Raw genomic sequence first — 25131 nt, 5'->3', positions numbered from 1 at the left:
CATTTTATTGTGCTTACATCATATGGTTGGATTGTAGGTGTGTAAAAGTCGACAGCTGTTTTTGATATTTTTTAACAAGTATAAAAAATTATGAATATAGAAATTTCTTGGACTCAGATTTTGATTTATTTGTATACGGCTGTGGTATTGGCTTTTACAGTACGGGTACTGTATCAACAGCGTAATACAGGCTCTGCTTTTGCTTGGCTGGTTATTTTGTTTGCATTTCCATTATTGGGTGTTTTCGCTTACCTCTTATTGGGCGAACCGCGTTTAGGCAGTGCACGCGCCAAACGCTCGGATGAAATGAACCGCTTTTATAGTGATTTTGCAGACCAATATTTAAGTGATATGGGTTGGGATGGAACGGATAAAATTTCCCCTCATTATCTTGGTATCGCTAAAGTAGCGACCGACTCAGTGGGCTTGGATGTCACCCAAAATAATCATATGAAGCTGCTTTCCACTACCGACGAAATTGTATCGGCGATGTTGGCAGATATTGAAGCCGCCCGAAAATCGTGTTTACTGGCTTTTTATATTATTGACCCGCAAGGGAAAATTAAAGAGGTTTTAAATGCGGTTATCGAAGCGGCCAAGCGGGGAGTGGATTGTATTATTTTGGCCGATGCCGTCGGCAGCCATGCTTTTTTCAAAAGCGAATGGATTGCCCGGCTGCGTGCCGAAGGTGTGGAAGTACATGCCGCGTTGCCGGTAGGGCCGTTGAGAACGCTGTTTACCCGAAGTGATTTGAGGAATCACCGCAAATTGTTGATTGTTGATGAAAAAATAGGCTATACCGGCAGCTATAATTTGGTTGATCCAAAGTTTTTTAAACAAAATTCAGGTGTGGGGCAGTGGGTGGATGTGATGATGCGCTGTACCGGCCCTATGGTTTTGGAAATGGCGGCGGTATTTTATGCTGATGTGGCGGTAGAGAATGATCAAAACCTAACCGAGGTACAACATTATCTCAAACGTTATATCGAAGATATTCATGAAATTATACCGGAGCCATCGCAAGCGCAGGATATTGTGGCGCAGGTGATTCCGTCTGCACCCAGCCAGACCGAACGTATTATTTATGAAACCATTATCAGCGCTATTTATGCGGCTACTGAAAAACTGGTGATTACTTCGCCTTATTTTGTACCCGACGAACCGTTATTAATGGCTTTAACAACGGCCGCCAAACGTGGGGTGGATGTGACATTGATAGTGCCGGCAAAAGTTGATTCGCTAATGGTACGTTATGCTTCTCAGGCCTATTATCCGGTTTTATTGCGCGCCGGCGTAAAAATTGCCTTATTTGAAGGGGGGTTACTGCATGCTAAAACCATGACAGTAGATGACGGCTATACATTGTTCGGTACGGTAAACATGGATATGCGCAGCTTTTTCTTAAACTTGGAAATCAGTTTGGCTATTTATGATCAGAATATGACTGCCGAAGTGAGTACGCTGCAACAACAATACCTTGCCCAATCTCGATATATCAGCATTAAAAAATGGCAAAAGCGGGCAAAATGGTGGGGATTGGTAGAAAACACAGTCCGCCTGATGAGCCCGTTGTTATAAATATCGTTTAGAGAAACTTAATGAATCAATCCATTTGAGGCCGTCTGAAATATTTCAGACGGCCTCAAATTAAATAGATAAAACTGTATCAAATACACCTTTCTTTAACGTTAATTTACATTAAAAGTGAAAGATAATTTTTGATAGTAGGGGATGCTTTATGCTGCTTTCGATATAGGCTGTTTGATACTGCTATTTTTGATGGTGTGCGGCTTTGATATTTATGCAAAGTCTTGTTTTATGTTTGCAAACTTTTTTCCAGATGAGAAAAAGCAGATAAAGATAAACGTATGAGTTCTCAGTTTGGGCGGTTATCGGGTGGAAAAGATTACTTTTTAGCGGTTTTGTCAAGACTGGAAGCGCGATAAAAAATACAGTATATTGTGTTCCGTTGGTCGGGGTACTACCGTATCTTGTGTTTTATGAAACTTTTGGGAAGAAATAGATGAACGCTTCAAGCAACTTGCAAGTCACCAAGCGCGATGGCCGTTTGGAACCGATAAATCTTGATAAAATCCACCGAGTCATCACTTGGGCAGCCGAAGGTTTGAATAATGTTTCCGTTTCTCAAGTCGAATTGAAATCACATATTCAATTCTATAACGGCATCCGTACCGAAGATATTCATGAAACTATTATTAAAGCGGCCGCCGATTTAATTTCCCAAGAAACACCCGACTATCAATATCTGGCTGCCCGTTTGGCTATTTTCCATTTGCGCAAAATCGCCTACGGCGAATTCGAACCGCCGCACCTGTTTGACCATGTTTCTAAATTAACCGAATCAGGCAAATACGACCGCCATATTTTGGCTGATTACAGCCGTGAAGAATTCGACGAATTAAACGATTATATCGACCATAGTCGTGATATGACGTTTTCTTATGGTGCAGTGAAACAGTTGGAAGGTAAATATCTGGTTCAAAACCGTGTTACCCGCCAAATTTATGAAACCCCACAGTTTCTGTATATTTTGGTGGCCATGTGTCTGTTTGCCAAATATCCCAAAGAGACTCGCTTGGATTATGTAAAACGCTTTTACGATGCCGTTTCTACTTTCAAAATTTCATTACCGACCCCGATTATGAGCGGTGTGCGTACCCCGACCCGCCAATTTTCAAGCTGTGTATTGATAGAGTGCGACGATAGTTTGGATTCTATTAATGCCACCACCAGCGCCATCGTGAAATACGTTTCACAACGTGCAGGTATCGGCATTAATGCTGGCCGTATCCGTGGGCTGGGTAGTGAAATCCGTGGCGGCGAAGCCCAACATACCGGCTGTATTCCCTTTTTCAAAATGTTTCAGGCGGCTGTTAAGTCTTGTTCGCAAGGTGGTGTACGCGGGGGAGCGGCCACGCTGTTTTATCCGCTTTGGCATATCGAAGTGGAAAGCCTGTTGGTATTGAAAAACAACCGCGGTGTAGAAGACAACCGTGTCCGCCATTTGGATTATGGCGTACAAATCAACCGCCTTCTGTATACCCGTTTGATTAAAGGCGGCAATATTTCCTTATTCTCACCGCATGAAGTGCCAGGCCTTTATGATGCATTTTTTGCCGACCAAGACGAATTCGAGCGTTTGTATACCCAATACGAACAAGACCCGAATATCCGCAAACGCAGCGTACCGGCCACAGAATTATTTTCTCTGCTGATGCAAGAGCGCGCCGGTACCGGACGTATTTATATTCAGAATGTCGACCATTCCAATACGCACAGCCCGTTCGACCCCAAAGTCGCCCCTGTCCGCCAATCCAACCTATGCTTGGAAATTGCACTGCCGACCAAGCCGTTAACCCATATTCATGACGAAAACGGTGAAATTGCATTATGTACCTTATCGGCCTTTAACTTAGGCGCCTTGGAAAGTTTAGACGAACTAGAAGGTTTGGCCGATTTGGCCGTTCGCGCACTGGATGCCTTATTGGATTATCAGGATTATCCGGTGAAAGCCGCCAAAGTTGCCACCATGAACCGCCGTACCCTCGGCATCGGGGTGATTAACTATGCCTACTATCTGGCCAAAAACGGTGTGAAGTATAGCGATGATTCCGCTATTCCTTTAACTCATCGCACGTTTGAGGCCATTCAATATTACTTGCTGAAAGCATCGGTAGAATTAGCCAAAGAATTTGGTGCCTGTCCATTGTTTAACGAAACCACTTATTCACAAGGCAAACTGCCGATTGATACCTATAAAAAAGATTTGGATGCTATTTGTAAAGAACCATTGCATCTGGATTGGGAAAGCCTGCGTGCCGACATTGTGAAATACGGCTTGCGCAATTCCACTTTAACCGCCCTGATGCCGTCTGAAACCAGCTCACAGATTGCTAATGCCACCAACGGCATTGAACCACCGCGCGGCTTGGTATCGGTTAAAGCGTCTAAAGATGGTATTTTGAGACAGGTGGTGCCCGAATTCGAACGCTTGAAAGACCAATACGAATTATTGTGGCAGATGCCTTCTAACGACGGCTATTTAAAATTGGTCGGCATTATGCAGAAATTTGTCGATCAGGCCATTTCCGCCAATACCAGCTACGACCCGCAACGTTTCGAGGGCGGCAAAGTGCCGATGAAACAGCTTTTAAAAGATTTGCTCACCGCTTATAAATTCGGCCTGAAAACCTTGTATTACCACAATACCCGTGATGGTGCGGATGACACCCAAACAGATTTTCAAGATGATAGCTGCGCCGGTGGGGCTTGTAAGATTTAAAGTTTGTTAGGAGGTTGTGTGGGAAAAAATCAACATGTGGTACCTTATAAAGACGGTTGGGCTGTAAGGGGTGCAGGGAATGAGAAAGTAACAAAAGTTTTTAGTACCCAAAAAGAAGCTATTACATTTGCCGAAGATATTGCACGTAATCAACGATCAGATACAAAAATTCATGGTATTGATGGTCGTATTCGAGCAGGAAATAGCTATGGTAATGACCCTTACCCGCCCAAAGATACAAAATAATTTTAGAATTTATTGGATTAAAATATGTCCTGCGAACACTTAGTCATGTCTTACAGCACATTCAGCAAAGAAAAAAACAATGCGCTGACCGAACCGATGTTTTTCGGTCAGCCTGTGAATGTGGCGCGTTATGATCAGCAAAAATATGAGATTTTTGAAAAACTGATTGAAAAACAACTGTCATTCTTCTGGCGTCCGGAAGAAATTGATGTTTCGCGCGATCGTATCGACTACCAAAACCTGCCCGAGCATGAAAAGCATATTTTCATCAGTAATTTGAAATACCAAACCTTACTGGATTCTATCCAAGGGCGTAGCCCGAATGTGGCTTTGCTGCCATTGGTGTCGATTCCCGAGTTGGAAACTTGGATTGAGACATGGTCTTTTTCCGAAACCATCCATTCGCGCAGTTATACCCATATTATCCGCAATATTGTGAATGATCCCTCGGTCGTGTTCGATGATATTGTCGATAATGCTTATATTACTGCGCGTGCTGAAGATATTGCCTGTTATTACGATGATTTAATCGAATATACCCAATACTATAATTTATTGGGCGAGGGTAAACATCAGGTCGGCGATAAAACCGTGGTGGTCAGCAAACGCGAGTTGAAAAAGAAACTCTATTTATGCCTGATGTGCGTGAATGTATTGGAAGCGATTCGTTTCTATGTTTCTTTTGCCTGTTCGTTTGCTTTTGCCGAGCGTGAATTAATGGAAGGTAATGCCAAAATTATCAAACTGATTGCCCGCGACGAAGCCTTGCATCTCACCGGTACCCAACACATGTTGAACCTGATGCGTAGTGGCGTGGATGATCCGGAAATGGCGGAAATCGCTACCGAATTGGAGCAGGAATGTTTCGATTTGTTTAAAAAAGCGGCTATGCAGGAAAAAGAATGGGCGGCTTATTTATTTAAAGATGGTTCAATGATTGGTCTGAATAAAGAAATACTTAGTCAATACGTTGAATATATTACCAATCTTCGTATGATCGCTGTTGGCTTGAAGCCTGCTTTTGAAGGCGCGGGGCAGAATCCGATTCCATGGATTAATGCTTGGCTGTCCTCCGATAATGTTCAAGTTGCACCGCAGGAAGTGGAAATCAGTTCTTATCTTATCGGCCAGATTGATGCAGAAGTCAGCGCTGATGATTTGGGTGACTTCGAACTGTAAACATACGGGATTGAGTGTATAACAGGCCGTCTGAAATCATTGATACCCGTTTCAGACGGCCTGTTTATTTCTGATTTTTTTAACCATGATGATTTTGACTGAATAGGCCGTCTGAAAGTTATTGGGCTAATAATTAGCAAAAGCAAAATAGTTGAAAGATTTGCCGTGTGAAGCGGTATGGGAAACCGGTTATGCCTTTGATTACAACCCGTCATAAAACCTTCGAACTCCAAGAAAATGAAACCCTTTTGGAGGGGTTGGAGCGCACCGGGCACGAGGTGGAATATCAATGCCGCAGCGGTTATTGCGGTTCGTGCCGGGTCAAGCTTTTATCGGGCAAGGTTTCGTATCAAGAGTTTCCTTTGGCGTTTATCGGCCCAAATGAAATTCTGCCTTGTTGCTGCACGGTAACCGAACCAATTGAAGTCGACAGCATTGTCCGCATGGCAGAACCTGATCTGTTTGATGTGGATTTATTTGACGAGCCGGCAGACAACGGATAAATCTAAACGATTCCGATTGTTCTATTGTTGATTCGAATCTTATTCAATACCTGCCCATTTGTGTGTTTGTATGCTTAATTGCCAATGTACCGGCGCATGGGGGCGGCTGTTCAAAATACCGAGCTGACGGATGGTTTCATGAATATTCATGATGCCGTTTTCTTCGCATGGTGAAAGAAAATAATGTTTGGCGGCAATTTTCTTTTCCATTTGTTCGCAAAACGCCAAGATATCGCCATCAACGACAATACGCACTTCATCGGCCTTTTCAATACATTGTTTCTGATATTTGTCGGCATAGCGGGCTTTAGGGCTGGTGGCGACAAAATCGATTTGCGCCGGAGCGGGGTTTAAGCCGTTGGTTTCCATCCAGAGTGTGTAGCCTTCGGCTTTTAGTGCATTCAGCAAAGTATCGAGATGAGGCTGTATGGTCGGTTCGCCGCCGGTAATAATAATATTGCGGGCGGTATATGATTTCAGACGGCCTAAAATATCGCTTAGGCTCATCATGGTAAAAGTCAGATAATCGGTATCGCACCAAGGGCAGGCAAGGTTGCATTTGCCCAAGCGGATAAAAATAGCGGGCATGCCGGTGTTATAGCCTTCGCCTTGTAGGCTCTCGAAAATTTCAACGATACGGTATTGGGGATTGTGGGGGAAGATTTCGGTCATGGTGTGTGGTGTGAAATAGTAATAGGGCAGCCGCATTTGGCGGCAAATAGGGTGGCGGTTAAGATAACCACTTTTTTTGTAATATTATAATTGATTTAAATTTTAATTATAAAAATAAATTTAAATAAGATTTTAAAAACCAGTTTTTATAAAAAAACTAAAATTTTATACTGATATTAAGCGGGCAAGGCAGCGCAATCTTTTAGTCAGAACAATGATTTTTTAAACAAATTAAAATAATATTGCACAATTGCTATATTTTAACATGCTCATTTTTTAAGAAGGAAGTATTCATGAAATACCCCAACACTGCCAAATATGTTTTAGGAACCATTGCAGCATTGCTTCTGGCTGCCTGTTCTCCGTCAGAAAACCAATCGGAAAGCACTGCTGCGGCAGAGGGTAGCAAACGGGTAGCAATTACTACAATCGTGGAACATCCTGCTTTGGATTCGGTACGTGAAGGCGTGATTGAAGAATTAAAAGAGAAAGGTTTCGAAGAAGGTAAAAACCTGACTATTGATTTTCAAAGTGCACAAGGTAGTACCGCCAATGCCGCTCAAATTGCCAAAAAGTTTGCCGGCGATAATCCTGATGTGATTGTAGCTATTGCTACGCCAAGTGCCCAATCTGTGGTGGCGACTACTAAAACTATTCCTGTGGTGTATGCGGCGGTAACCGATCCGGTAGAAGCCAAACTGGTGCCGAATATGGATGCATCGAATACTAACGTTACCGGCGTTTCCGATGAACTGCCATTAGCACCGCAGATTGAACTCATGAAAAAAATTGTGCCGACGTTGAAAAACGTGGGTTATGTTTACAGCCCCGGTGAAGTGAATTCTACGATTGTATTGGAGCAGCTGAAATCGCAACTGGAGCCGCAAGGCATTAATCTGGTGGCTGCGCCCGCGCAACGTTCTTCTGATGTGTTAACAGCCGCCCGCAGTTTAAATGGTAAAGTAGATTTGATTTATACTTCCTTGGATAACAATGTCGTGTCTTCATACGAATCTATGGCGAAAGCCGCCAGTGAAATGAAAATTCCTCTGATTGCATCTGATACGGATTCGGTAAAACGTGGTGCCGTTGCCGCCTTAGGGGTGAATTATCATGATTTGGGTAAGAAAACCGGCGAGCTGGCTGTACAAATTTTAAATGGTGCGAAAGCCGGTGAGATTCCGTCTGCCCATATGGAAAATCTCGATTTATTGCTTAGTAAGAAAAATGCGGCCGCACAAGGCATCGTGCTTCCAGATGCATTGGTGGCAGAAGCCAAAGAAGTTTTTGAATAAACGAATTTTTCTGAATAAACAGCATTGGCCGGCCTTCGGGTTGGCTGATTGCTTTTCAATTGCTTGGCCTTGATTTTTCAGACGGCCTTTGCTTGTTTACAATCACTATTTCAATAAAATCAATAAATAGAAAGCTAGTATGAGCTTAATCGCTTTTTTTGGCGGCATTGAAGCCGGCATGATTTATGCATTGGTAGCGCTGGGCGTGTTGATTTCTTTCCGCATTCTCGATTTTCCCGATTTAACGGCCGATGGCAGCTTTCCTTTAGGTGCTGTGGTATTTGCCGTGTGTGTGGGGTTGGGTATGAATCCTTGGTTGGCCTGCTTGGCTGGGGCGGCTGCCGGTGCGTGTGCGGGTGTGGTAACGGCATGGCTGAATGTTTCGCTTAAAATTCTGCCGCTATTGGCCAGTATTCTGGTGATGGTGGCCTTGTATTCGGTGAATTTGCGTATTACCGGCGGAACGCCCAATCTGCCTTTAATCAATGCGCCGAGTGTGTTTTCTTCTTTTGTAGCGGATGATTACAGTAATCAGTTTTGGGTGCAGCCTCTGATTATTGCAGGCTTTGTGGTTGTGGCTAAATTATTGTTAGATTGGTTTTTTAATACCAAAACCGGTTTGGCAATGCGTGCCACCGGTGTCAATGCGCGTATGGCCAAATCACAGGGCGTGGCAACCTCTAAAATGATTGTTTTGGGCATGGCGATTTCAAACGGTCTGATTGCTTTGGGCGGCGCATTATTTGCGCAAACGACAGGCAGCGCCGATTTGGCCAGCGGTATCGGTACTATTGTGATTGGTTTGGCGGCGGTGATTATCGGTGAAAACCTTTTAAGTAGTAAACGCATTGTCTTGATTACTTTATCGGCTATTATTGGTGCAATCGTCTACCGCTTGCTGATTTCATTTGCATTGGGCAATAGCTTTTTACAAAGTATCGGCGTGCGGCCGACGGATCTAAACCTGATTACCGCCATATTGGTGGTGATTGCTTTACGCTTGCCGATGATAAAACGTGCTTTAAAAAGGAAACAAACATCATGATGCGCGCAGATAATTTAAAGGTAACATTCAATGCGGGCACGCCGATTGAAAATCCCGCTATGCGTGGCATGAGTCTGCATATTCAAGATGGTGAGTTCGTGACTGTTATCGGTAGTAACGGGGCGGGAAAATCTACATTTCTTAATGCCATCAGCGGCGATTTGATGGTGGATAGCGGCAGCGTTCATATCGATGGTAAAGATGTCACCAAATTGCCCGCGCACAAGCGTGCCCATTTGGTTGCCCGTGTATTTCAAGATCCGCTGGCCGGAACTTGCGAAGCACTCAGTATTGAAGAAAATATGGCATTGGCTTATTCTCGCGGCCATAAGCGGGGTTTGGGCTTTGCATTAAATAAAGATAATCGGGAGTTATTCCGTGAAAAGCTTTCGGTTTTAAAACTCGGCTTGGAAAACCGCTTATCCGACCGTATCGGTTTGCTTTCGGGCGGGCAACGGCAGGCGGTCAGCTTATTGATGGCCAGTTTGCAACCCAGTAAAATTCTACTGCTTGACGAACATACGGCGGCACTCGACCCGAAAACTGCAGCTTTTGTTTTGGAGCTTACCGATAAAATTATTCAAGAAAATAAGTTAACGGCTATGATGGTGACACATTCCATGCGCCAAGCGCTTGATCATGGCAGCCGTACCGTTATGCTGCATCAGGGCAAAGTGGTGTTGGATGTTTCCGGTGAACAACGTGCCGGTATGGATGTGCCGGACTTACTTGATTTGTTTGAGCAAACACGCGGTGAAAAGGTTACCGATGATGCTTTGTTGTTGGATTGATAGGTTTTTGCTGTTGAAATAAAAGCATTGTTTAATAGCCTTATCGGTGTATCCGGCCAATATAATAAACAAGCCGTCTGAAAGTTTCAGACGGCTTGTTTTTAAACCCTAGCAATCAAGTGATTATAAAATACCTTGTGTTTGGGTTTGTTGCTGAATTTGGTCTTGTGCTGTCGCAGCATAAGCAGTGCTGTCCACACCGTAGCTACCGATAGCTTTATCGATAGCAGCGCTGTCCCAAGTGGTATTGCTTTCGGTGAATACAAACTCTTCGATGCGGTAAGCATTATCTTTAAACCAATTGGTTACAGTAATGCTGTCCTCATCATTGGCATGGATTTGCAAATCGGTGCCCACACGGGAGAAAGTCAGATCACTGGCTTTAATACCTTCGCCGAATTGCAACACATCGGTATTACCGGTATCTTGATCATAGTCGCAAATCGTATCGTGACCATAGCAAAGATCAAAGACATAAGTATCGCAACCGGTGCCGCCGTCCAGATAATCATCACCTTCACCGCCGTCAAGGATATCATTACCGCCTTTGCCGTACAGCGTATCATCACCATCTAATCCTTTTAGATGGTTATCGCCTGCATTGCCAGTAATAATATTGTCAAGGCTGTTGCCTGTACCGTTAAGATTGTTCAAACCCATCAGAATCAGGTTTTCAACATTATCTGTCAGGGTGTAGTCGATTTCACTACGTACGGTATCAATGCCTTCACCGGCTTTTTCAATGACCTTGTCACCGGCTTGTTGAACATAATAAACATCATTACCAGCGTTGCCGACCATAATGTCATCACCGGCGCCGCCGTTCAGATAGTCATTGCCATTGCCGCCGTATAATTTATCGTTACCATTTTGCCCGTATAAAGTATCGCCACGGTTATCGCCATAGATAATGTCGTCACCATCACCACCGTAGATTACATCAGGGCCATCTTTGGCATGGATAACATCATCTTTTTCAGTGCCGCGGATAGTGTCTTTTTTATCCGTTCCGTGAATCGTGTTGTCTTCGTCGGGCTGTCCTTTAATTATATTGCCCGGATTATGATCTTTTCCACCGAAATGATTGTCGGGATTTTTATCTGAATCTTTGCAATCATGGCAGTCTTCATCTTTATCATCGGGCTTAGGATCAGGTTTTGGGTCTGGTTTCGGATCAGGTTTGGGATCGGGCTTAGGATCGGGTTTTGGGTCTGGTTTTGGATCAGGAATAGGATCAGGTTTGGGATCCGGTCTAGGATCGGGTTTAGGATCAGGCTTCGGATAAGGTTTTGCCGGTGGGCAGTAAGGAATAAAAACCTTCACTCCGCAATAGATAACCCATGTTCCCTTTCCGCTATGGCCGCTATTGTGTGAGTGACCTCCCCAACCATAATGGTTAGAGTGATGGCCATTATGGCTGCCATAGCCATAATGATTGTGGCCGCCATAGCCTCCTTTTCCTGAATGGCTATGATGAGTATAGCCATGTGATTTTCCATGAGAATAATAACCGTAAGTCATAATTTGACACTCCCAAAAGTAAGATTTATTGTAAATTACCATGCCATCGTAATTAACCATTATTCATAAAATGAAAATAGCATAAGTATCTGATGGAATTGGTGTTTTTATTCTAATCCATATAAATTCAAGAGCGATTGTTTTTATTTAAGTGGGATTATTTTAAGCCGAATGGTAATGTGATAATATATGTGAATATTACATATAAATTATAATCATTTTGAAAAAATAACAATAAATAGGATAAAAAATATGACTGCTAACACCTCAAAAGAGCTTGAGACAAACATTTGTTTTGTAGAAAAGCTATTTGATGGTAGCCAAGTTTTAAGTATTCCATCATATCAACGCCCATATAAATGGACTGAAAAAAACATTCACCAATTGTTTTCGGATATCAGCACGCATAAAGATAAATCGGAATATCGATTGGGTACGATTGTTTTCCATCAAAATGAAGGCCGGAAAGATATTGTAGACGGCCAGCAGAGGATTATTACCTTATTACTAATCATTAAAGCACTAGCTGAAAATGAAAAGTTTAAAGATTGTGAAAAGCTTAAAAAGCGGGCCGAGGTAGCAAAGAATTTTAAATTTAAAAGCGATATTTCTAAAAAACACATTATTAATAATTATCTTGAAATCAAACGTTTGATTTCACGCCCGGATTTTACCCAAGATCATGTTAATTTTTTACTTGATAAATGCAAAGTGGTTACATTTACGCTAACCAATATTTCCGAAGCATTTCAATTTTTTGACTCTCAAAATGCGCGCGGGCTTGATCTTCAACCACATGATTTATTAAAAGCCTATCATCTGCGGGCATTCGGTTCTAATGATGAAGAACAGAAAAAGCTCGCAGTGCAAAAATGGGAAAAGTGTAGTTCGAAGGATTTAGCAAAGTTATTTTCTAACTATTTATATCCTATTCGCCGTTGGTTAAATGGCTATACTGCTTATTCTTTTAAAAAAGAAAATATTGATTTATTTAAAGGTGTCAATCTTGCTCAAGATAAAAGGCGCTATCCTTATATCAGGCAATTAGAGATTGTGTATGATTTTTTTGAATCGGATCAGAAACAAAATGAGAATATAAATTTCCCCTTTCAATTGGATCAGCCAGTGATTAATGGCAGGTATTTTTTTAAGATGATTGGGCATTATTTTGATGTAGAAAAAAAATATAAAGTAGAAACTCTTAAATCCAATATGATCAATAAGCTTGATAATTCGGCAACGATAATTTTGAATACACTCAAAAATTATGAAGGGCGTGGTCGGACTGGAGACCAATATGTGCGTAATTTATTTGAGTGTTTGATGGTTTATTATATAGATAAATTCGGCCTTGCCGATATTTCTCGTGCCATTGAGAAAGCTTTTATTTGGGCATACAGCTTGCGTTTGAAACGATATGCCGTTTCTTGGGATAGTATTAATAAATATGTTTTGGAAAATAATATGTTTAAACGACTGAAAGAGGCCGTAGAGCCGGCTGATTTTCTGGGCTATCCGTTGCCAATTATAAAAAAAGTTGAAGCAACAAAAATGGGGGATATCGAAAGTTTATTTAAAGATAGGAAATATCTTTTAAAAACAGATAGTAATTAAACGCATGTGATTTAAAAAATTTTTTTAAAGCAAAACAAAATGAGTGAAGAACAGATACAGCAATTTTCCATTGAGGAACTATTGAGTGATAACAGCCATTATCTTATTCCGATTTATCAACGCAATTATGCTTGGGGTGAAAAAGAAATAAAACAATTAATTCAAGATATTATTGACTATATCCTCAAACAAGAACAAGAACAAGAACAACAGCCTTATTATATTGGCACTCTGGTGGTGTTTAAACGGAAATTAGAAAATGAAACTAATGAAACTTTTGAAATCATTGATGGACAACAACGCCTAACAACATTGTTTTTATTGGCGGCGTATTTAAAAAATGAGCATAAGGAGAATAAGAAGAATAAGCTGGAGGATTTGAAACTTGAACAAGACAAATTGCGTTTTGAAAGTCGCACAAATTCTGAAAAAACACTTGAGGTGATTTTAAAGAGTGCTAATTTGAAGGGTGTTAATTGGAGTGAGCTTACAGATGAACAGCTCAATATTGAAATGAAACACGGCTATGAATTGATTCGCAGCATTTTGCCCAATCAATTAAAAGATAAGGAAATGAAATGGAGTAAATTCGTTTCATTTTTATTGGAAAAAGTTAAAATCATGCGGGTTGAAGTTCCAGAAGATACTGATTTGAATCATTACTTTGAAATAATGAATAGCCGTGGCGAACAGCTGGAAAAACATGAAATTCTAAAAGCTCGTATGTTGGAAAAATTAGAAAACGATATACAAGGTCAAGAATGTTTGAATATCATTTGGGAAGCCTGTGCCAATATGGGCAAATATGTACAAATGGGATTTACCGTTGAGCAACGAGACCAGATATTTGGTGAAGATTGGAATACTTTTCAAAAAGATTTTGTTTCCATTAAAGCAAAAATTATTAAACAATCAGAAGAAAGTGCAGATGCGACAAAAGAAAGTATAGAGTCATTAGGCGAATCATTAGATGAACTGATTAAAAATACAGCGCCTATAGCTGATGATAAAAATAATTCTAGTCAGGAGCAAAATGAACAATTTCAATCGGTGATTGATTTCCCCAATTTTTTATTACAGGTTTTGTGTATTCAGATCGGCCATGAATCTGATATGGATAAGGTTGAAGGCATTTCACTTGATGATAAAAAACTCTTAGATGTTTTTGAAGAGCAGATTTTAAAACCTGCCGATGCCAAGCAGAAAGTAAAAAAATTTATGGTGAATTTGCTGCGTTGTCGGTGGCTTTATGACCAATATATTATTAAGCGTTATGCACAAGATACAAAAAGCAAATGGGCTTTGAAACGTTTTATAAAAGAAGGTGGTAAGTCTAAAGGGAATGTATATAAAAATACTTTCGATAAAAGAGACGATGAAGATAATGATGGCAAACAAATTATTATGTTGCAAACGGCCTTTCATGTTTCTATGCCGGGCATGCCTTATAAATATTGGTTAAATGCCGCTCTTTATTATCTTTTTAATCAGGATGCCGTAACGAATAAGGCATATAAAGAACATCTCGAATCAGTAGCCCGTTCATTTATGTTGGATAGGTTTTTGGTTAAACAAGATTCTGATGTTAAAAAACAAGATTATTTTGACATTATTTATAAATACCAAAGCAAGCCTCAGAACATTGGGCTTTTATCGAATAATATGGAAGAGGGTATAGAAGAACCACTATCGTATGGGCATATTGAAAATAATTTTGTATTCAATTATTTAGACTATTTGCTTTGGAAAGATGAAAAATATCAAATTGATAAAAAGATAAGGGATTATGAATTTACTTTCCGTAGTTCGGTCGAGCATTATTATCCCCAACATCCGATAAATAATGATTCTAGCGGGGAAAATAGGCTGACTGAGGAAGATATCCATTCTTTTGGAAATCTTTGCTTAATTAGTCATAGTCAAAATTCAAAACTTAGTAATTATTCACCGAATGCCAAAAAAGAACATTATCAGGGTAAAGAACATATAGACAGCATTAAGCAATATTTGATGATGAAAGAGGAAGATAAGTGGGAGGCAGAGCAAATTCAGAAACATTATAAAGAAATGATAGAGATATTAAAAAAAGGATTAGCCACTTCATCATCATAAATATTTAAGGCCATCTGAAATATTCAAACCGTCTTATTTACGCCAATTGTTATAGCTTATGATTAAAGCAAATCAATGCGATAATAGTTATAGAGGTCTATATAAAAATGCCGGATGTTTCCATCCGGCATAAGCCTGTAAAGTATCAGTTTAGCTTACCATTCGAAGTTGACACCGACATTATAGGCTGCGTTACCGCCTTTGGTATTCCACGAAACGCCTGCTTTTGTTGCAAAGTGTTCGTTAAAGCGGTAGCCGGTGCCGACGGCAACGGCGGTTTCTGAGCGGTAGCCACCTACAGCTGCAGACACATTAAGTTTGCCTACGTTGTAAGGTTGGAACAGGCCGCCCAGTGCTGCTTGTGAGGCCAAACCACGACTTACTTCTTTATCTAAGTCTTTGACTTTATTTTTAAGCTGGTTGATGTCAGCTGTATTGCGCGCGGTTTTGGCTTCGACGCTCTCCAATCGTTGTGGGTTGATAGCAGTTTGATTTAAACGGTTGATTGCTGCAAGGTTTGCTGCAATACCTGCTTTATTCGTTGCGATATCTGTTTTATTGGTTTCAGTAGCCGTTTTGTTGGCAGCAATACCGGCTTTATTGGTTTCGGTAGCTGCTTTGTTGGCTGCGATACCGGCTTTATTGGTTTCGGTAGCTGCTTTGTTGGCTGCGATACCGGCTTTGTTAGTTTCGGTAGCTGCTTTGTTGGCTGCGATACCGGCTTTGTTAGTTTCGGTAGCTGCTTTGTTGGCTGCGATACCGGCTTTATTAGTTTCGGTAGCTGCTTTGTTGGCTGCGATATCAGCTTTATTGGTTTCGGTAGCTGTTTTCACAGTATTTTGTAGATTAGTAATCGCGTTGGTGTTGGTGTCAATTTGAGCAACTTTCTTAGGATCTACACCTTTCCCTAAAGAAATACGCTCAATAGCTTCTTTATTTTGGGTAATTAAATCGGCATTCTTTTTAGTAAGCGTATTGTTTTCAGCAATTTTTTTAGCGTGTTCTTCTCTTACCTGACCAAAAGCTTGGCTTACTTGGCTAAAAGTTTTTAAAGCAGCATCATGATCATTGAGTTGCTTTTCATGTTTTGCAATATCGGCTGATTGTTTGGTAAGGGTTGATTCGTGTTTATTTAATTGCGCAGTGTTGGCTTGGGCGTCTTTTTCTATTTTGCTAATGTTATTGGCATTTTCAGCAATTTTTTTAGCATGCTCTTCTTTTACCTGACCGAATGCTTTGCTTACTTGGCCAAAGGTATTTAATACAGTTTCATGACGGGTTAATGTTTCTTCGTTTTTTTTGATATTTTTGGTATTTTGATCTTGTTGATCAACCAAGCTTCCTTTTAATGCATTTAACGAATTGCGATAACCTTCTATTTGATCTTTATTTTGTTGAATGTCAAACTTATTATCTTGAATCGCAGCAAGATTGTTTGCAATAGAACCAGTATGAGTACTAAGTTGTTTATTAATATTTTCAATAGATTTCCTGTTGTTTCCAACTTGGGTTGCCAAATCATTATTATCAGCTGCATAAACCTGCCCGGTGAAAATGCTGAGTACGGCAGCAGCAGTTAAAGAAAGTATGGAATTAAAAGATTTGGTTTGCATAATACACTCCTTAAGATTAATTCAAGTAAAAACATACTTCGGACAATAGATCCGGTTGCATGAGGGGCAATCAGCAGGCTACAAAACACTGCATTGAATGCGCTTGCATGACATTTACGTATAAAGGAGCGGAAAACTTACAGTATTTTTATCTGTTTTTTGAGCATTTATTCTAAGTTATTGATTCATCATTTTTTTATGTTTAAAAATGATTTGAATCAATGAAGAATAAACAATAAAAATAATTTTCCCATGTAAAAAATAGCAAGGCCGTCTGAAGTTTCAGACGGCCTTTTTTGGCGCTTTTGATTTCAACTAAGATTAGAATTTTTAAAAACTAAGCATAAGTAGCTAGAATATAAGGAAAAATTGAAAAAGCTAATATCCCTTATGATTTTAAAAAATAGGTAAGGCTTGTTTTCATATTAAAATAACACCAAGTAAGCAGCTAAAATTGCTACGTACTTGGTGTTATTTAAACTTATCTTCCTAATTACAGCTTTTTAATAAGGTAAGAGGCTGCTATAAAAAATAGATATTTGGTCATTACTTCCAATAACGCCACCACGGAATACTACTATTTTCCTGCCAGCTTTTTTGTAGATAGGGGCTATTGGGGAAGTTTTGTGCCAAAATTCGGCGGGTATCATCGGCTAACTGTGGTTTGTTCAGCTTGCGGTAAGAAGCTTCCATAATGGCAAGTGATTCTTCTACAAAGCGGGTATTTTGATAACGCTCAACTATTTTTTGTGCGCGATTGGCAGCAGCGAGATAAGCACCGCGTTTCATATAGTAACGAGCAACAGCCATTTCATTGCCACCCAAAGCGTCCACCAGTTTTGTCATTCTTTCGGCAGCATCCGGGGCATATCGGCTGTTTGGATAGAGTTCGATCAGCTGTGAAAATGCCTGATAGGCATCACGGTTGGCTTTAGGATCGCGGTCTGACCAGTCTTGAGAGGCTAATCTATTTAAAAAAGATTGATCTTCGTTAAATAAAATCAAACCTTTAAGATATAGGGCATAATCCATATTCGGATGGCGCGGATGGATACGTTGGAAACGCTCAACAGCTGCAAGTGCTTTTTCCGGCTCGTCGTCTTTATAATAGGCGTAAGCTGTATCAAGCTGTGCTTGTTGGGCATAGCGACCGTTGGGGAAGCGGGATTCCAAAATTTCGTATAACTTGATGGCTCGCGTATAATTACTGCTATTGAGCTCGTCGTGCGCCTCGGCATACAGTCTTTCGACTGTCCATTCCTGAGTGATTTGCGCGTCTTTATCAATCGTGCCAGTGGTTCCGGCGCAGCCGGCCAAAGCCAAACCTAATGAGATTACTAAAAGAATTTTTTTCATGCAGAACATTTCCTTTGACAACGAAACCGATTATAACGATGATTTGCCATTTGCGGCAGCCCCAAATGCAGAAACTTGCATTAATTTAACTGTTCCCCTTGATTTGGCGGGTATGCGTTTGGATGCGGCGCTGGCCAAATTGCTGCCCGATTATTCGCGCAGCCGTTTAACCGCTTGGATAAAAGAAGGCGCGGTTACGGTAAATGAAAAAACCGCTCAACCGAAAGATAAACTGATAGGCGGTGAATATCTTGCGGTAACGGTGCGTCCAAGTGAAGAAAACTTAGCTTTCACGCCGGAAGCTATGGATTTGGATATCGTTTATGAAGACGATACCGTTATTGTTTTAAACAAACCTGCCGGCTTGGTGGTTCATCCGGCTGCCGGCAATTGGACCGGAACCTTACTCAACGGCTTATTGGCTCATGCGCCGGAATTAAGCCAGATTCCGCGAGCCGGTATTGTGCACCGTTTGGATAAAGATACCAGCGGCTTAATGGTGGTGGCTAAAACATTACCCGCACAAAACTCTTTAGTACAACAACTTCAAGAACGTACGGTTAAGCGTATTTATCGTGCGGTCGCCGACGGGATTGTACCTTTCGACGGTAAAATCGAAACCCTTATCGGCCGTGATCCGCATAACCGCTTGAAAATGGCGGTGGTTAAATTCGGCGGCAAACCGGCAGTTACGCATGTGAAAGTGCTAGAGCGTTATGCGGCACACAGCTATATCGAATGCGCTTTGGAAACAGGCCGTACCCATCAAATCCGTGTTCACATGCGTGAAGCCAATCATCCTTTGGCCGGCGATCCGGTTTATGGCAATCCACGCCATCCTTGTGCGGATAATATCAAAGAAGCCGTTCGCCATTTAAACCGGCAAGCACTTCATGCTTATCGTTTGAGCTTTATCCATCCGGCTACTCAAGAAACCGTATCATTCGAAGCACCTATCCCGGCCGATATGTATCACCTTTTATCGTTATTGCGTCTTGAAGCCGGTTTGGATTCTTCTCTAAGCCATGAAGATGAATGGCATGAAAAAAATCAACATGATGACGACGACTGGGACGATGATGATTACGATGTAGAAGTGATTTATGTACGCAATTAGTAGGGCGTTGTGTTTAACCTTTTTTAACGAAAAAGTTGAACGGTTTCTATGCCGAGAACCGTTAAAAACAATGAACCAAATAGGTGCAATGAGGCGGTGGTAACTGCTGCTGCCCAACGTTGTTCCTGCAACATACCGATAATTTCTAAAGAAAAACCGGAAAAGGTGGTCAGGCTGCCGAGAAAACCGGTAATCAACAGCAGGCGCCAATTCGGACTGAAATGCGGAAAATATTCCAGCACTGATGCTATCAGCCCGATAAGGTAAGCACCTGTCCAGTTTGCTATTAAAGTGCCGAATGCCAACCATGCCGATGTACCGGCAAACCATACGCTGAAAGCATGCCGGAACAAGGCGCCGAATGCGGCGCCGACAATAATAGCGAAAAAGTTGGCTGGCATGAATCTATCCTTAAATTGAGGCCGTCTGAAAATAGCAGGCATTCGGCAGGTATAGGTTATTCAATTTCAGGCAGATCCATAGCTAAAACAACTTGTTCCTGCTTCAGTCGGAATTCTACTAATTTTCTTGCCAGTTCATTATTTTCAACAGCCAGCATAGAAATGGCAAATAAAGCGGCATTGGCGGCACCGGCTTCACCGATGGCAAAAGTGGCCACAGGTACGCCTTTGGGCATTTGAACTATGGATAGCAGGGAGTCTTCACCGCTCAGATATTTACTGGGAACAGGTACACCTAATACCGGAACGGTGGTTTTAGCCGCAACCATACCGGGCAGATGGGCGGCACCGCCGGCACCGGCAATAATGGCTTTCAAACCGCGCTCGTGGGCAGTTTCGGCATATTCAAACATCAGGTTCGGCGTGCGGTGGGCGGAAACAACGCGGGTTTCAAACGAAACGCCGAATTCTTTTAAAAATTGTGCGGCATGGCGCATCACCGGCCAATCGCTGTTGCTGCCCATAATAATGCCTACTTGTATCATGTGTTTTCTTTCTTTGCAGGGTCAATAAACGGTTTGCTAAGTGGGGTAATGAAATGGGCGGAAATGATACCGTGTACTTTTCAATATCCCGAAATTAGCCTTAAATTTTTCTAACCATAATGGTTTAAAATGGATTTTGCCATATTTTAAGCAGTATGGTTATCTTTATATTTTCAGACGGCCTGTTTTCAATATGAAGGCCGTCTGAAAATAACTTACTTGACCGAAGCCGTTAACGCCGTTTTTGTAATTGGGTATATGCACGTTTGGCTGCAGGGCTGTCGGGATAGCTGTGAATCAGTTTGCGCCAAGTGTCGCGGGCAATATCTTGTTGTTGCATTTGGTATTGGCAGGAGCCGACGCTGAATAGTGCTTCGGCGGCTTGGTTGGTGCTGCGGAAACGGACGGCAAAGCGCCTGCCGATATTAATCACCGATTCGCAATTTCCCAAGCGTCGATGACTTTGTATTAATAAATACATACTTTTACGGTCGATAGCACTACCGCTACCACCGCTATCGGCACCTTTGAGGAGCTCGGCGGCTGCGGCGTAATTACCGCTACGGTATTTTTTTAAAGCCTCATTATATGCATTATTGTTTGATGTTGATTCTTCCTGTATGGCAGGCCTGTCGACAGTCATATCAGAAGCAGTGGCAAGTGTTTGCTGCGAGCGCGTGTTGCGGCTTGATACAGGACGTCGCTCAAGTTGGCGGATACGGGTTTCCAGTGTTTCAATGTGTTTTTCCAGGCGGGTGACTTCAACACTTAATTGATGGATTTGCGATTGCATATCCGGTTCAGGGTAGGGTATGGCATTATTGGCAGGTGCATCTTCAATAGGACGAGACGCGGTATTGGGTGTGATATTGGCACAGGCATTTAAGATCAATATACCGGTAAGCAGAGCGGGAATACGGATATTCATGATTGTCCTCGCAGTTATTTTTTTAACAGGAGTGTCAGTCCGTCGCCTAAAGGCAGGGTGATCGGAATGATTCGGTCATCATTCGGCAGGCTGCGGTTAAATGTTTGTAATACAGCATGGGCGGGCGGGCTGTCTGAGCCCGGGGGCTGCATCACACGGCCGCCGAGTAAAATATTATCAATGGCGATAATGCCGCCGCTGCGCACCAATTGTAGGCAGCGTTCATAATATTGCGGTGTAGGCGGTTTATCGGCATCTATAAGTGCGATGTCGTATGTTTCCGCTTGTCCGTTATGAATCAAGTCGTCTAGTGTGAGTAGGGCGGGCTGTAAATGCAGGGTGATTTTATCTGCGACCCCCGCGGCCTGCCATGTTTCCCGTGCAATGTCGGTAAAGGTTACATTGATGTCGCAGGCAGTTACGCTGCCTTGCGGTGGTAAAGCCAAGGCCATGGCGGTGCTGCTATATCCGGTGAATACGCCGACTTCAAGATAGCGCTCGGCTCGGATAAGGCGTGCCAGCCATGTCAACATTGCCGCTTGTGCCGGTGCGATGGCCATCTTGCCCAAACGATGGTTTGCCGTACGGTTGCGCAGTGCGTGTAGTACCGGATGTTCGGGCTCGCCGATGCTGTTGAGATAATCGGCTAACTGTGGCGGAATATTGTGTTTATGTGTTGCCATGGCTTAAGTTTAGGCCGTCTGAATCGATCAGTCGGGCTGATAGGCATAAGGTTTTTTCGGCAGTTTGGCCGCCTGATATCCTGCTTCTTCTTCGGGGTTGAGTTCGACATCCCATAAAATACCTCGGTTTTTTAAGCGTTGTTTGGCTTCTTCGGGATGTTTTTCTAAATAATCTTCGAGAAATTGAGTGGCGTCGGATTTGTAGTTGTACATGATTGTGTCCTTATTTTTCTTTAGGATGTGGAATACTTTATATTATATAGCAAAAAAACCGAATGCTTCTATGAAATGATGTGGTTTTGCTGCTGTTGATAAATGATATGGTACGTTGTTTTAAAATGGTTGTAAGGCGGCAATTTCGGTTTGCAGTTGTTCGGTTGTCCAATGATTGCTAACAGCCAGTATCAAGAGGGCGGTGGCAGTTTCCAAGTTCATTCTGCCGCCATTAAGTGCACCTGCCTGTAATAATGCGTTACTTTGGGCATAAACTCGGGCGGCATTGCCTTTACTGACTTGGCTGATATTCAATACCGGCCTGCCTGATGCGGTAAATTGCTCAACGGCTTGTATTAATTCAGGGGATGATGGTGTGTTGCCGTGACCATAGCTTTGTAAGATAGCGGCATCGGTGAGATTAGGGTTTAGGCCGTCTGAAAATATTTGTTTGGAAAGCCCGGGGATAAAGGTACAGCACGTAATGCGGACGTTCGGATTTAGCCTGTATGTCGGCAAACTGTGCCGCTGTTTTTCAGACGGCCTGTGGCGGAGATGTCGCCAACCATTTTCCGGCGACCAACTACCCGATATCCCGAAGTGGGGGTTGTCAAACCCTTCAGAATCTTCGGTGCTGATTTTGGTGCTGCCAACAGCAGGAAACAATTTGCCGTTAAAGGCAATGGAAACTTGCGGTAGAGCGAGGTCTAAGGCTGCAACGGCGGTGGCGAGATTGAAAGGTGCATCACTATCGGGTGCATCATAAGGCAGTTGTGCGCCGGTTAGTATGATGGGTTTTGCTAAATCACGCAGCGTCAAGGCTAAAATATTGGCGGTGTAAGCGAGGGTGTCGGTACCGTGCAAAATCAATATGCCATCGTAGTTGGGTATATTTTTTTGCAACAATGTCAACCAATTCTGCCAATTTTCTGGAGTAACGGCAGAAGAATCAATCAGCGGGTCGCAGACGTGCCAGTCGAAAGAGAGGCTGTCTGAATGGTTTACTAAAATTTTACGGGTAATGGCCGTATCGGGAATTAAGCCTTGGCCGCCATCGATCATGCCGATGGTTCCGCCTGTATAGAGGACAAAAATTTTTTTTGCTTTATTCATGAAATATTCTGTGAATGGGTTAAATCAATGATTTCTGATCGTGGTTATGAAAAACTGGATAATCAACGATTGTATGCTAATGTATCTTACTTTGCTTGAGTCAAGGTTTATGGATGTTTCAGACGGCCATTTAGACAGTTCAGTAATTATATCTGTTACATGATAAAGTGAAGTATGGGTTGCTACTATATTTATATTTTCCTTATTTGGAATATAAAAAGCCGACTGAAGAATCAGCCGGTTTTTTATACATTCAACTATGTTAGCGCTTACGGATAATATCCAAATGGGAATGGTTGTTATTTTATAACTAATTTTGCATTTATTTTAACATAAAATTAAATTTATTTTGATTTTGTGTTTTTTTGTTTCAGGAACTTTAATAAATTAGTTTTTTATAATTTATTGGTGTGAATTATAAAAATTATTTTTGTAAATTCATATATATATCAATATTTCAAAATTTGATAACATTTATTAATTAAAATCTATTTTAATATTAATTGAGTAATTAATATTACTACTAAGCATGATAATTTTTTATTTATTTTAAATAAATTTTAATAAAAATAATTAAAATAAGTTAAATTTTGTATTTATTGTATTTTGTGAAATAATTGTTTAGAGTTTTGTCATAATTAAAATGCGTATATAATTAAATATATAGTTATATAACATACTTGATTTGAATATATTTTTTTATATTTTTATAGTTTATTTATATGTAAATATAAATTTACATATAAATAAGTTTCATTTGAAATATTTACATAGTTAATGGATTATTTTGTTGTGGCAGCTATAATCAATTCGGGTTTACAAAAAAGCATTATAGTTTAAATGAGTATTTATTATTCATTTATTTTAATAATTCTTTAATGTAGATTCATGAATTAATTGTAGATTTTTATTTTTTTGGGATTATGTCTTATTGTCAGTTTTGTAAATGAATCTGTTATTTAATGGCATATTTCAATTTTCTTTTTAAGGAATGTATTATGAAAAAAATTACTACTGCTGCATTGGTATTGGCTGGTTTAGGTTTGACTACTTCTGTTTTTGCTGCCGGTTCATTCAGACAAGGTGTTTCTGTTAACAGCGATACTAAATTGAGCGTTGTTGATGGTACTCGAAACACTCAAGGCTTGAACGTTGTTAACGGCTCAAGCGTTAAAATCGAAGATGCATTGCAAGAAGTTGTAAGCAACAGAAACTTAGAATTGAAACTGTCTGGTGCTTCTTACAACACTCAAGGTGCCAACGTAGTGATTGGTAACGAACGTACTAACACTGTTCGTCAAACAGCTTTCTTCAACAAAGTTGATTTGTCTGTTGATAAAGGTCACTACAACACTCAAGGCGTAAACATCGTTAACTTGAGCAAATAATCATTATTGATTAAGTTTATCGGAGCCGGCAGCTTTTATATTTCGGCTGCTGCTCCGATTTTTAATATTGTATATGACATATAATATGAGAAACAGGGGCTTGTGATGAAAAATATTTCCAGATTGAGCACTTTGTTGTCTGTATTGGCTGTTGCATTTCCATTAGTTGCACAAGCCGAGCACCCGGGTGTTCCCGAAATACCTTATACCCGTTCTAAAACTACGCCGACGACTATGATTTATTCTGCACGTGCCAAGATGCAGGAACCCAGAACAAATGGTTATCATGTAACCGATCAGTATGGTGAATCTTTTTATGTTGATAATATTGTAAAACCAAAATGTGTGTTTTATGGCAATTATATCAATCTAGATAATAATGGTGGTAATCTTATAGGAAGCGGAAAAATAAATATTACTACCAAAGCCTATATAGACCAAGTAAATATTAAAGGTTGTTTTTAGTTTCGAATTTGCTAAAGAACAGCTTTCT

Annotated in this window: 23 protein-coding genes; 13 read left to right on the top strand and 10 right to left on the bottom strand. The window is 41.2% G+C overall.

Going from position 1 to position 25131, the window contains the following annotated elements; genetic code table 11:
* The first annotated feature begins 90 nt into the window (after positions 1 to 90).
* The 5 genes from cls to yfaE all read left to right on the top strand — a co-directional run bounded on the left by cls (position 91) and on the right by yfaE (position 6231).
* Positions 91 to 1578 carry a cardiolipin synthase gene (gene cls, locus D0T92_RS07720; RefSeq protein WP_151051729.1) on the top strand — a complete coding sequence of 496 codons (1488 nt, stop codon included), beginning with the start codon at positions 91 to 93 and terminating at the stop codon, positions 1576 to 1578.
* Between the two features lie 445 nt (positions 1579 to 2023).
* Positions 2024 to 4303: a class 1a ribonucleoside-diphosphate reductase subunit alpha gene (gene nrdA / locus D0T92_RS07715; RefSeq protein WP_151051724.1), complete on the top strand. Its 2280-nt coding sequence runs from the start codon at positions 2024 to 2026 to the stop codon at positions 4301 to 4303.
* 18 nt (positions 4304 to 4321) lie between these two features.
* A complete protein-coding gene (locus D0T92_RS07710) occupies positions 4322 to 4549 on the top strand; it encodes a DUF2188 domain-containing protein (protein ID WP_151051723.1) in 228 nt (75 codons plus the stop codon).
* 45 nt (positions 4550 to 4594) lie between these two features.
* Positions 4595 to 5728: a class Ia ribonucleoside-diphosphate reductase subunit beta gene (nrdB, locus tag D0T92_RS07705; protein WP_151053024.1), complete on the top strand. Its 1134-nt coding sequence runs from the start codon at positions 4595 to 4597 to the stop codon at positions 5726 to 5728.
* 191 nt (positions 5729 to 5919) lie between these two features.
* Positions 5920 to 6231, top strand: coding sequence for a class I ribonucleotide reductase maintenance protein YfaE (gene yfaE, locus D0T92_RS07700; protein WP_151051722.1), 312 nt, complete (start codon positions 5920 to 5922; stop codon positions 6229 to 6231).
* Between the two features lie 39 nt (positions 6232 to 6270).
* Here the strand turns inward: yfaE and D0T92_RS07695 are convergent, their stop codons facing one another.
* Positions 6271 to 6903: a 7-carboxy-7-deazaguanine synthase QueE gene (locus D0T92_RS07695; RefSeq protein ID WP_151051720.1), complete on the bottom strand. Its 633-nt coding sequence runs from the start codon at positions 6901 to 6903 to the stop codon at positions 6271 to 6273.
* Between the two features lie 293 nt (positions 6904 to 7196).
* Between D0T92_RS07695 and D0T92_RS07690 the strand changes: the two genes are divergently transcribed.
* The 3 genes from D0T92_RS07690 (at position 7197) to D0T92_RS07680 (ending at position 10034) form a co-directional block, all read left to right on the top strand.
* The gene (locus D0T92_RS07690) at positions 7197 to 8198 is read left to right on the top strand and encodes an ABC transporter substrate-binding protein (RefSeq protein ID WP_151051718.1); all 1002 of its coding nucleotides are present in this window, start codon (positions 7197 to 7199) and stop codon (positions 8196 to 8198) included.
* A gap of 139 nt (positions 8199 to 8337) precedes the next feature.
* Positions 8338 to 9243 carry an ABC transporter permease gene (locus tag D0T92_RS07685; protein WP_151051716.1) on the top strand — a complete coding sequence of 302 codons (906 nt, stop codon included), beginning with the start codon at positions 8338 to 8340 and terminating at the stop codon, positions 9241 to 9243.
* Positions 9240 to 10034, top strand: a complete 795-nt coding sequence (locus tag D0T92_RS07680) for an ABC transporter ATP-binding protein (protein WP_151051714.1) — start codon at positions 9240 to 9242, stop codon at positions 10032 to 10034. The genes D0T92_RS07685 and D0T92_RS07680 overlap by 4 nt, the downstream gene beginning before the upstream one ends.
* A 123-nt stretch (positions 10035 to 10157) precedes the next feature.
* Here D0T92_RS07680 and D0T92_RS07675 read toward each other — a convergent pair whose 3' ends face one another.
* Positions 10158 to 11555, bottom strand: a complete 1398-nt coding sequence (locus tag D0T92_RS07675; protein WP_151051712.1) for a calcium-binding protein — start codon at positions 11553 to 11555, stop codon at positions 10158 to 10160.
* Positions 11556 to 11807: 252 nt separating this feature from the next.
* Between D0T92_RS07675 and D0T92_RS07670 the strand changes: the two genes are divergently transcribed.
* Positions 11808 to 13169, top strand: coding sequence for a DUF262 domain-containing protein (locus D0T92_RS07670; RefSeq protein ID WP_151051711.1), 1362 nt, complete (start codon positions 11808 to 11810; stop codon positions 13167 to 13169).
* Positions 13170 to 13208: 39 nt separating this feature from the next.
* Positions 13209 to 15281 (top strand): DUF262 domain-containing protein, encoded by a 2073-nt coding sequence (locus D0T92_RS07665; protein WP_151051709.1) that lies wholly within the window; start codon positions 13209 to 13211, stop codon positions 15279 to 15281.
* Positions 15282 to 15436: 155 nt separating this feature from the next.
* On the opposite strand, the gene D0T92_RS11770 is transcribed toward D0T92_RS07665, so the two are convergent.
* Together D0T92_RS11770 and D0T92_RS07655 are read right to left on the bottom strand one after the other, a co-directional pair.
* Positions 15437 to 16894, bottom strand: coding sequence for a YadA-like family protein (locus D0T92_RS11770; RefSeq protein ID WP_151051707.1), 1458 nt, complete (start codon positions 16892 to 16894; stop codon positions 15437 to 15439).
* A gap of 546 nt (positions 16895 to 17440) precedes the next feature.
* Positions 17441 to 18250, bottom strand: a complete 810-nt coding sequence (locus D0T92_RS07655; RefSeq protein ID WP_151051705.1) for an outer membrane protein assembly factor BamD — start codon at positions 18248 to 18250, stop codon at positions 17441 to 17443.
* Between D0T92_RS07655 and rluD the strand changes: the two genes are divergently transcribed.
* Positions 18249 to 19367: a 23S rRNA pseudouridine(1911/1915/1917) synthase RluD gene (gene rluD, locus D0T92_RS07650; RefSeq protein ID WP_151051703.1), complete on the top strand. Its 1119-nt coding sequence runs from the start codon at positions 18249 to 18251 to the stop codon at positions 19365 to 19367. The two genes, D0T92_RS07655 and rluD, sit on opposite strands and share 2 nt — an antisense overlap.
* A 23-nt stretch (positions 19368 to 19390) precedes the next feature.
* Here rluD and crcB read toward each other — a convergent pair whose 3' ends face one another.
* The 6 genes from crcB to D0T92_RS07620 form a co-directional block, all read right to left on the bottom strand.
* A complete protein-coding gene (gene crcB, locus D0T92_RS07645) occupies positions 19391 to 19768 on the bottom strand; it encodes a fluoride efflux transporter CrcB (protein WP_151051701.1) in 378 nt (125 codons plus the stop codon).
* A 56-nt stretch (positions 19769 to 19824) separates the two neighbouring features.
* Entirely contained in the window at positions 19825 to 20313 is a 489-nt protein-coding gene (purE, locus tag D0T92_RS07640) for a 5-(carboxyamino)imidazole ribonucleotide mutase (RefSeq protein ID WP_151051699.1), read from the bottom strand.
* Positions 20314 to 20545: 232 nt separating this feature from the next.
* Entirely contained in the window at positions 20546 to 21241 is a 696-nt protein-coding gene (locus D0T92_RS07635; RefSeq protein WP_151051697.1) for a tetratricopeptide repeat protein, read from the bottom strand.
* A 14-nt stretch (positions 21242 to 21255) separates the two neighbouring features.
* Entirely contained in the window at positions 21256 to 21924 is a 669-nt protein-coding gene (locus D0T92_RS07630) for a class I SAM-dependent methyltransferase (RefSeq protein WP_151051695.1), read from the bottom strand.
* A 27-nt stretch (positions 21925 to 21951) separates the two neighbouring features.
* Positions 21952 to 22137 (bottom strand): DUF3460 family protein, encoded by a 186-nt coding sequence (locus D0T92_RS07625; RefSeq protein WP_151051693.1) that lies wholly within the window; start codon positions 22135 to 22137, stop codon positions 21952 to 21954.
* A gap of 120 nt (positions 22138 to 22257) precedes the next feature.
* Positions 22258 to 23250: an asparaginase gene (locus D0T92_RS07620; RefSeq protein ID WP_151051691.1), complete on the bottom strand. Its 993-nt coding sequence runs from the start codon at positions 23248 to 23250 to the stop codon at positions 22258 to 22260.
* Between the two features lie 998 nt (positions 23251 to 24248).
* Between D0T92_RS07620 and D0T92_RS07615 the strand changes: the two genes are divergently transcribed.
* Together D0T92_RS07615 and D0T92_RS07610 are read left to right on the top strand one after the other, a co-directional pair.
* Entirely contained in the window at positions 24249 to 24638 is a 390-nt protein-coding gene (locus D0T92_RS07615; protein ID WP_151051689.1) for a hypothetical protein, read from the top strand.
* A 105-nt stretch (positions 24639 to 24743) separates the two neighbouring features.
* Complete coding sequence (locus tag D0T92_RS07610) at positions 24744 to 25103, top strand: hypothetical protein (protein ID WP_151051687.1); 360 nt, start codon at positions 24744 to 24746, stop codon at positions 25101 to 25103.
* Positions 25104 to 25131 lie beyond the last annotated feature (28 nt).

Origin of the sequence: Neisseria zalophi, assembly GCF_008807015.1 — a bacterium.
GTDB classification, from domain to species: domain Bacteria; phylum Pseudomonadota; class Gammaproteobacteria; order Burkholderiales; family Neisseriaceae; genus Neisseria; species Neisseria zalophi.
Note: the sequence above shows the minus strand (reverse complement) of the source record. Positions and strands in the feature narration are given on the sequence as shown.

Coding starts and splice junctions, on each gene's coding strand:
- cls (WP_151051729.1), top strand. CDS start 91: ATGAATATAGAAATTTCTTGGACTCAGATTTTGATTTATTTGTATACG.
- nrdA (WP_151051724.1), top strand. CDS start 2,024: ATGAACGCTTCAAGCAACTTGCAAGTCACCAAGCGCGATGGCCGTTTG.
- nrdB (WP_151053024.1), top strand. CDS start 4,595: ATGTCTTACAGCACATTCAGCAAAGAAAAAAACAATGCGCTGACCGAA.
- yfaE (WP_151051722.1), top strand. CDS start 5,920: ATGCCTTTGATTACAACCCGTCATAAAACCTTCGAACTCCAAGAAAAT.
- D0T92_RS07695 (WP_151051720.1), bottom strand. CDS start 6,903: ATGACCGAAATCTTCCCCCACAATCCCCAATACCGTATCGTTGAAATT.
- D0T92_RS07690 (WP_151051718.1), top strand. CDS start 7,197: ATGAAATACCCCAACACTGCCAAATATGTTTTAGGAACCATTGCAGCA.
- D0T92_RS07685 (WP_151051716.1), top strand. CDS start 8,338: ATGAGCTTAATCGCTTTTTTTGGCGGCATTGAAGCCGGCATGATTTAT.
- D0T92_RS07680 (WP_151051714.1), top strand. CDS start 9,240: ATGATGCGCGCAGATAATTTAAAGGTAACATTCAATGCGGGCACGCCG.
- D0T92_RS07675 (WP_151051712.1), bottom strand. CDS start 11,555: ATGACTTACGGTTATTATTCTCATGGAAAATCACATGGCTATACTCAT.
- D0T92_RS07670 (WP_151051711.1), top strand. CDS start 11,808: ATGACTGCTAACACCTCAAAAGAGCTTGAGACAAACATTTGTTTTGTA.
- D0T92_RS07665 (WP_151051709.1), top strand. CDS start 13,209: ATGAGTGAAGAACAGATACAGCAATTTTCCATTGAGGAACTATTGAGT.
- D0T92_RS11770 (WP_151051707.1), bottom strand. CDS start 16,894: ATGCAAACCAAATCTTTTAATTCCATACTTTCTTTAACTGCTGCTGCC.
- rluD (WP_151051703.1), top strand. CDS start 18,249: ATGCAGAACATTTCCTTTGACAACGAAACCGATTATAACGATGATTTG.
- D0T92_RS07655 (WP_151051705.1), bottom strand. CDS start 18,250: ATGAAAAAAATTCTTTTAGTAATCTCATTAGGTTTGGCTTTGGCCGGC.
- crcB (WP_151051701.1), bottom strand. CDS start 19,768: ATGCCAGCCAACTTTTTCGCTATTATTGTCGGCGCCGCATTCGGCGCC.
- purE (WP_151051699.1), bottom strand. CDS start 20,313: ATGATACAAGTAGGCATTATTATGGGCAGCAACAGCGATTGGCCGGTG.
- D0T92_RS07635 (WP_151051697.1), bottom strand. CDS start 21,241: ATGAATATCCGTATTCCCGCTCTGCTTACCGGTATATTGATCTTAAAT.
- D0T92_RS07630 (WP_151051695.1), bottom strand. CDS start 21,924: ATGGCAACACATAAACACAATATTCCGCCACAGTTAGCCGATTATCTC.
- D0T92_RS07625 (WP_151051693.1), bottom strand. CDS start 22,137: ATGTACAACTACAAATCCGACGCCACTCAATTTCTCGAAGATTATTTA.
- D0T92_RS07620 (WP_151051691.1), bottom strand. CDS start 23,250: ATGAATAAAGCAAAAAAAATTTTTGTCCTCTATACAGGCGGAACCATC.
- D0T92_RS07615 (WP_151051689.1), top strand. CDS start 24,249: ATGAAAAAAATTACTACTGCTGCATTGGTATTGGCTGGTTTAGGTTTG.
- D0T92_RS07610 (WP_151051687.1), top strand. CDS start 24,744: ATGAAAAATATTTCCAGATTGAGCACTTTGTTGTCTGTATTGGCTGTT.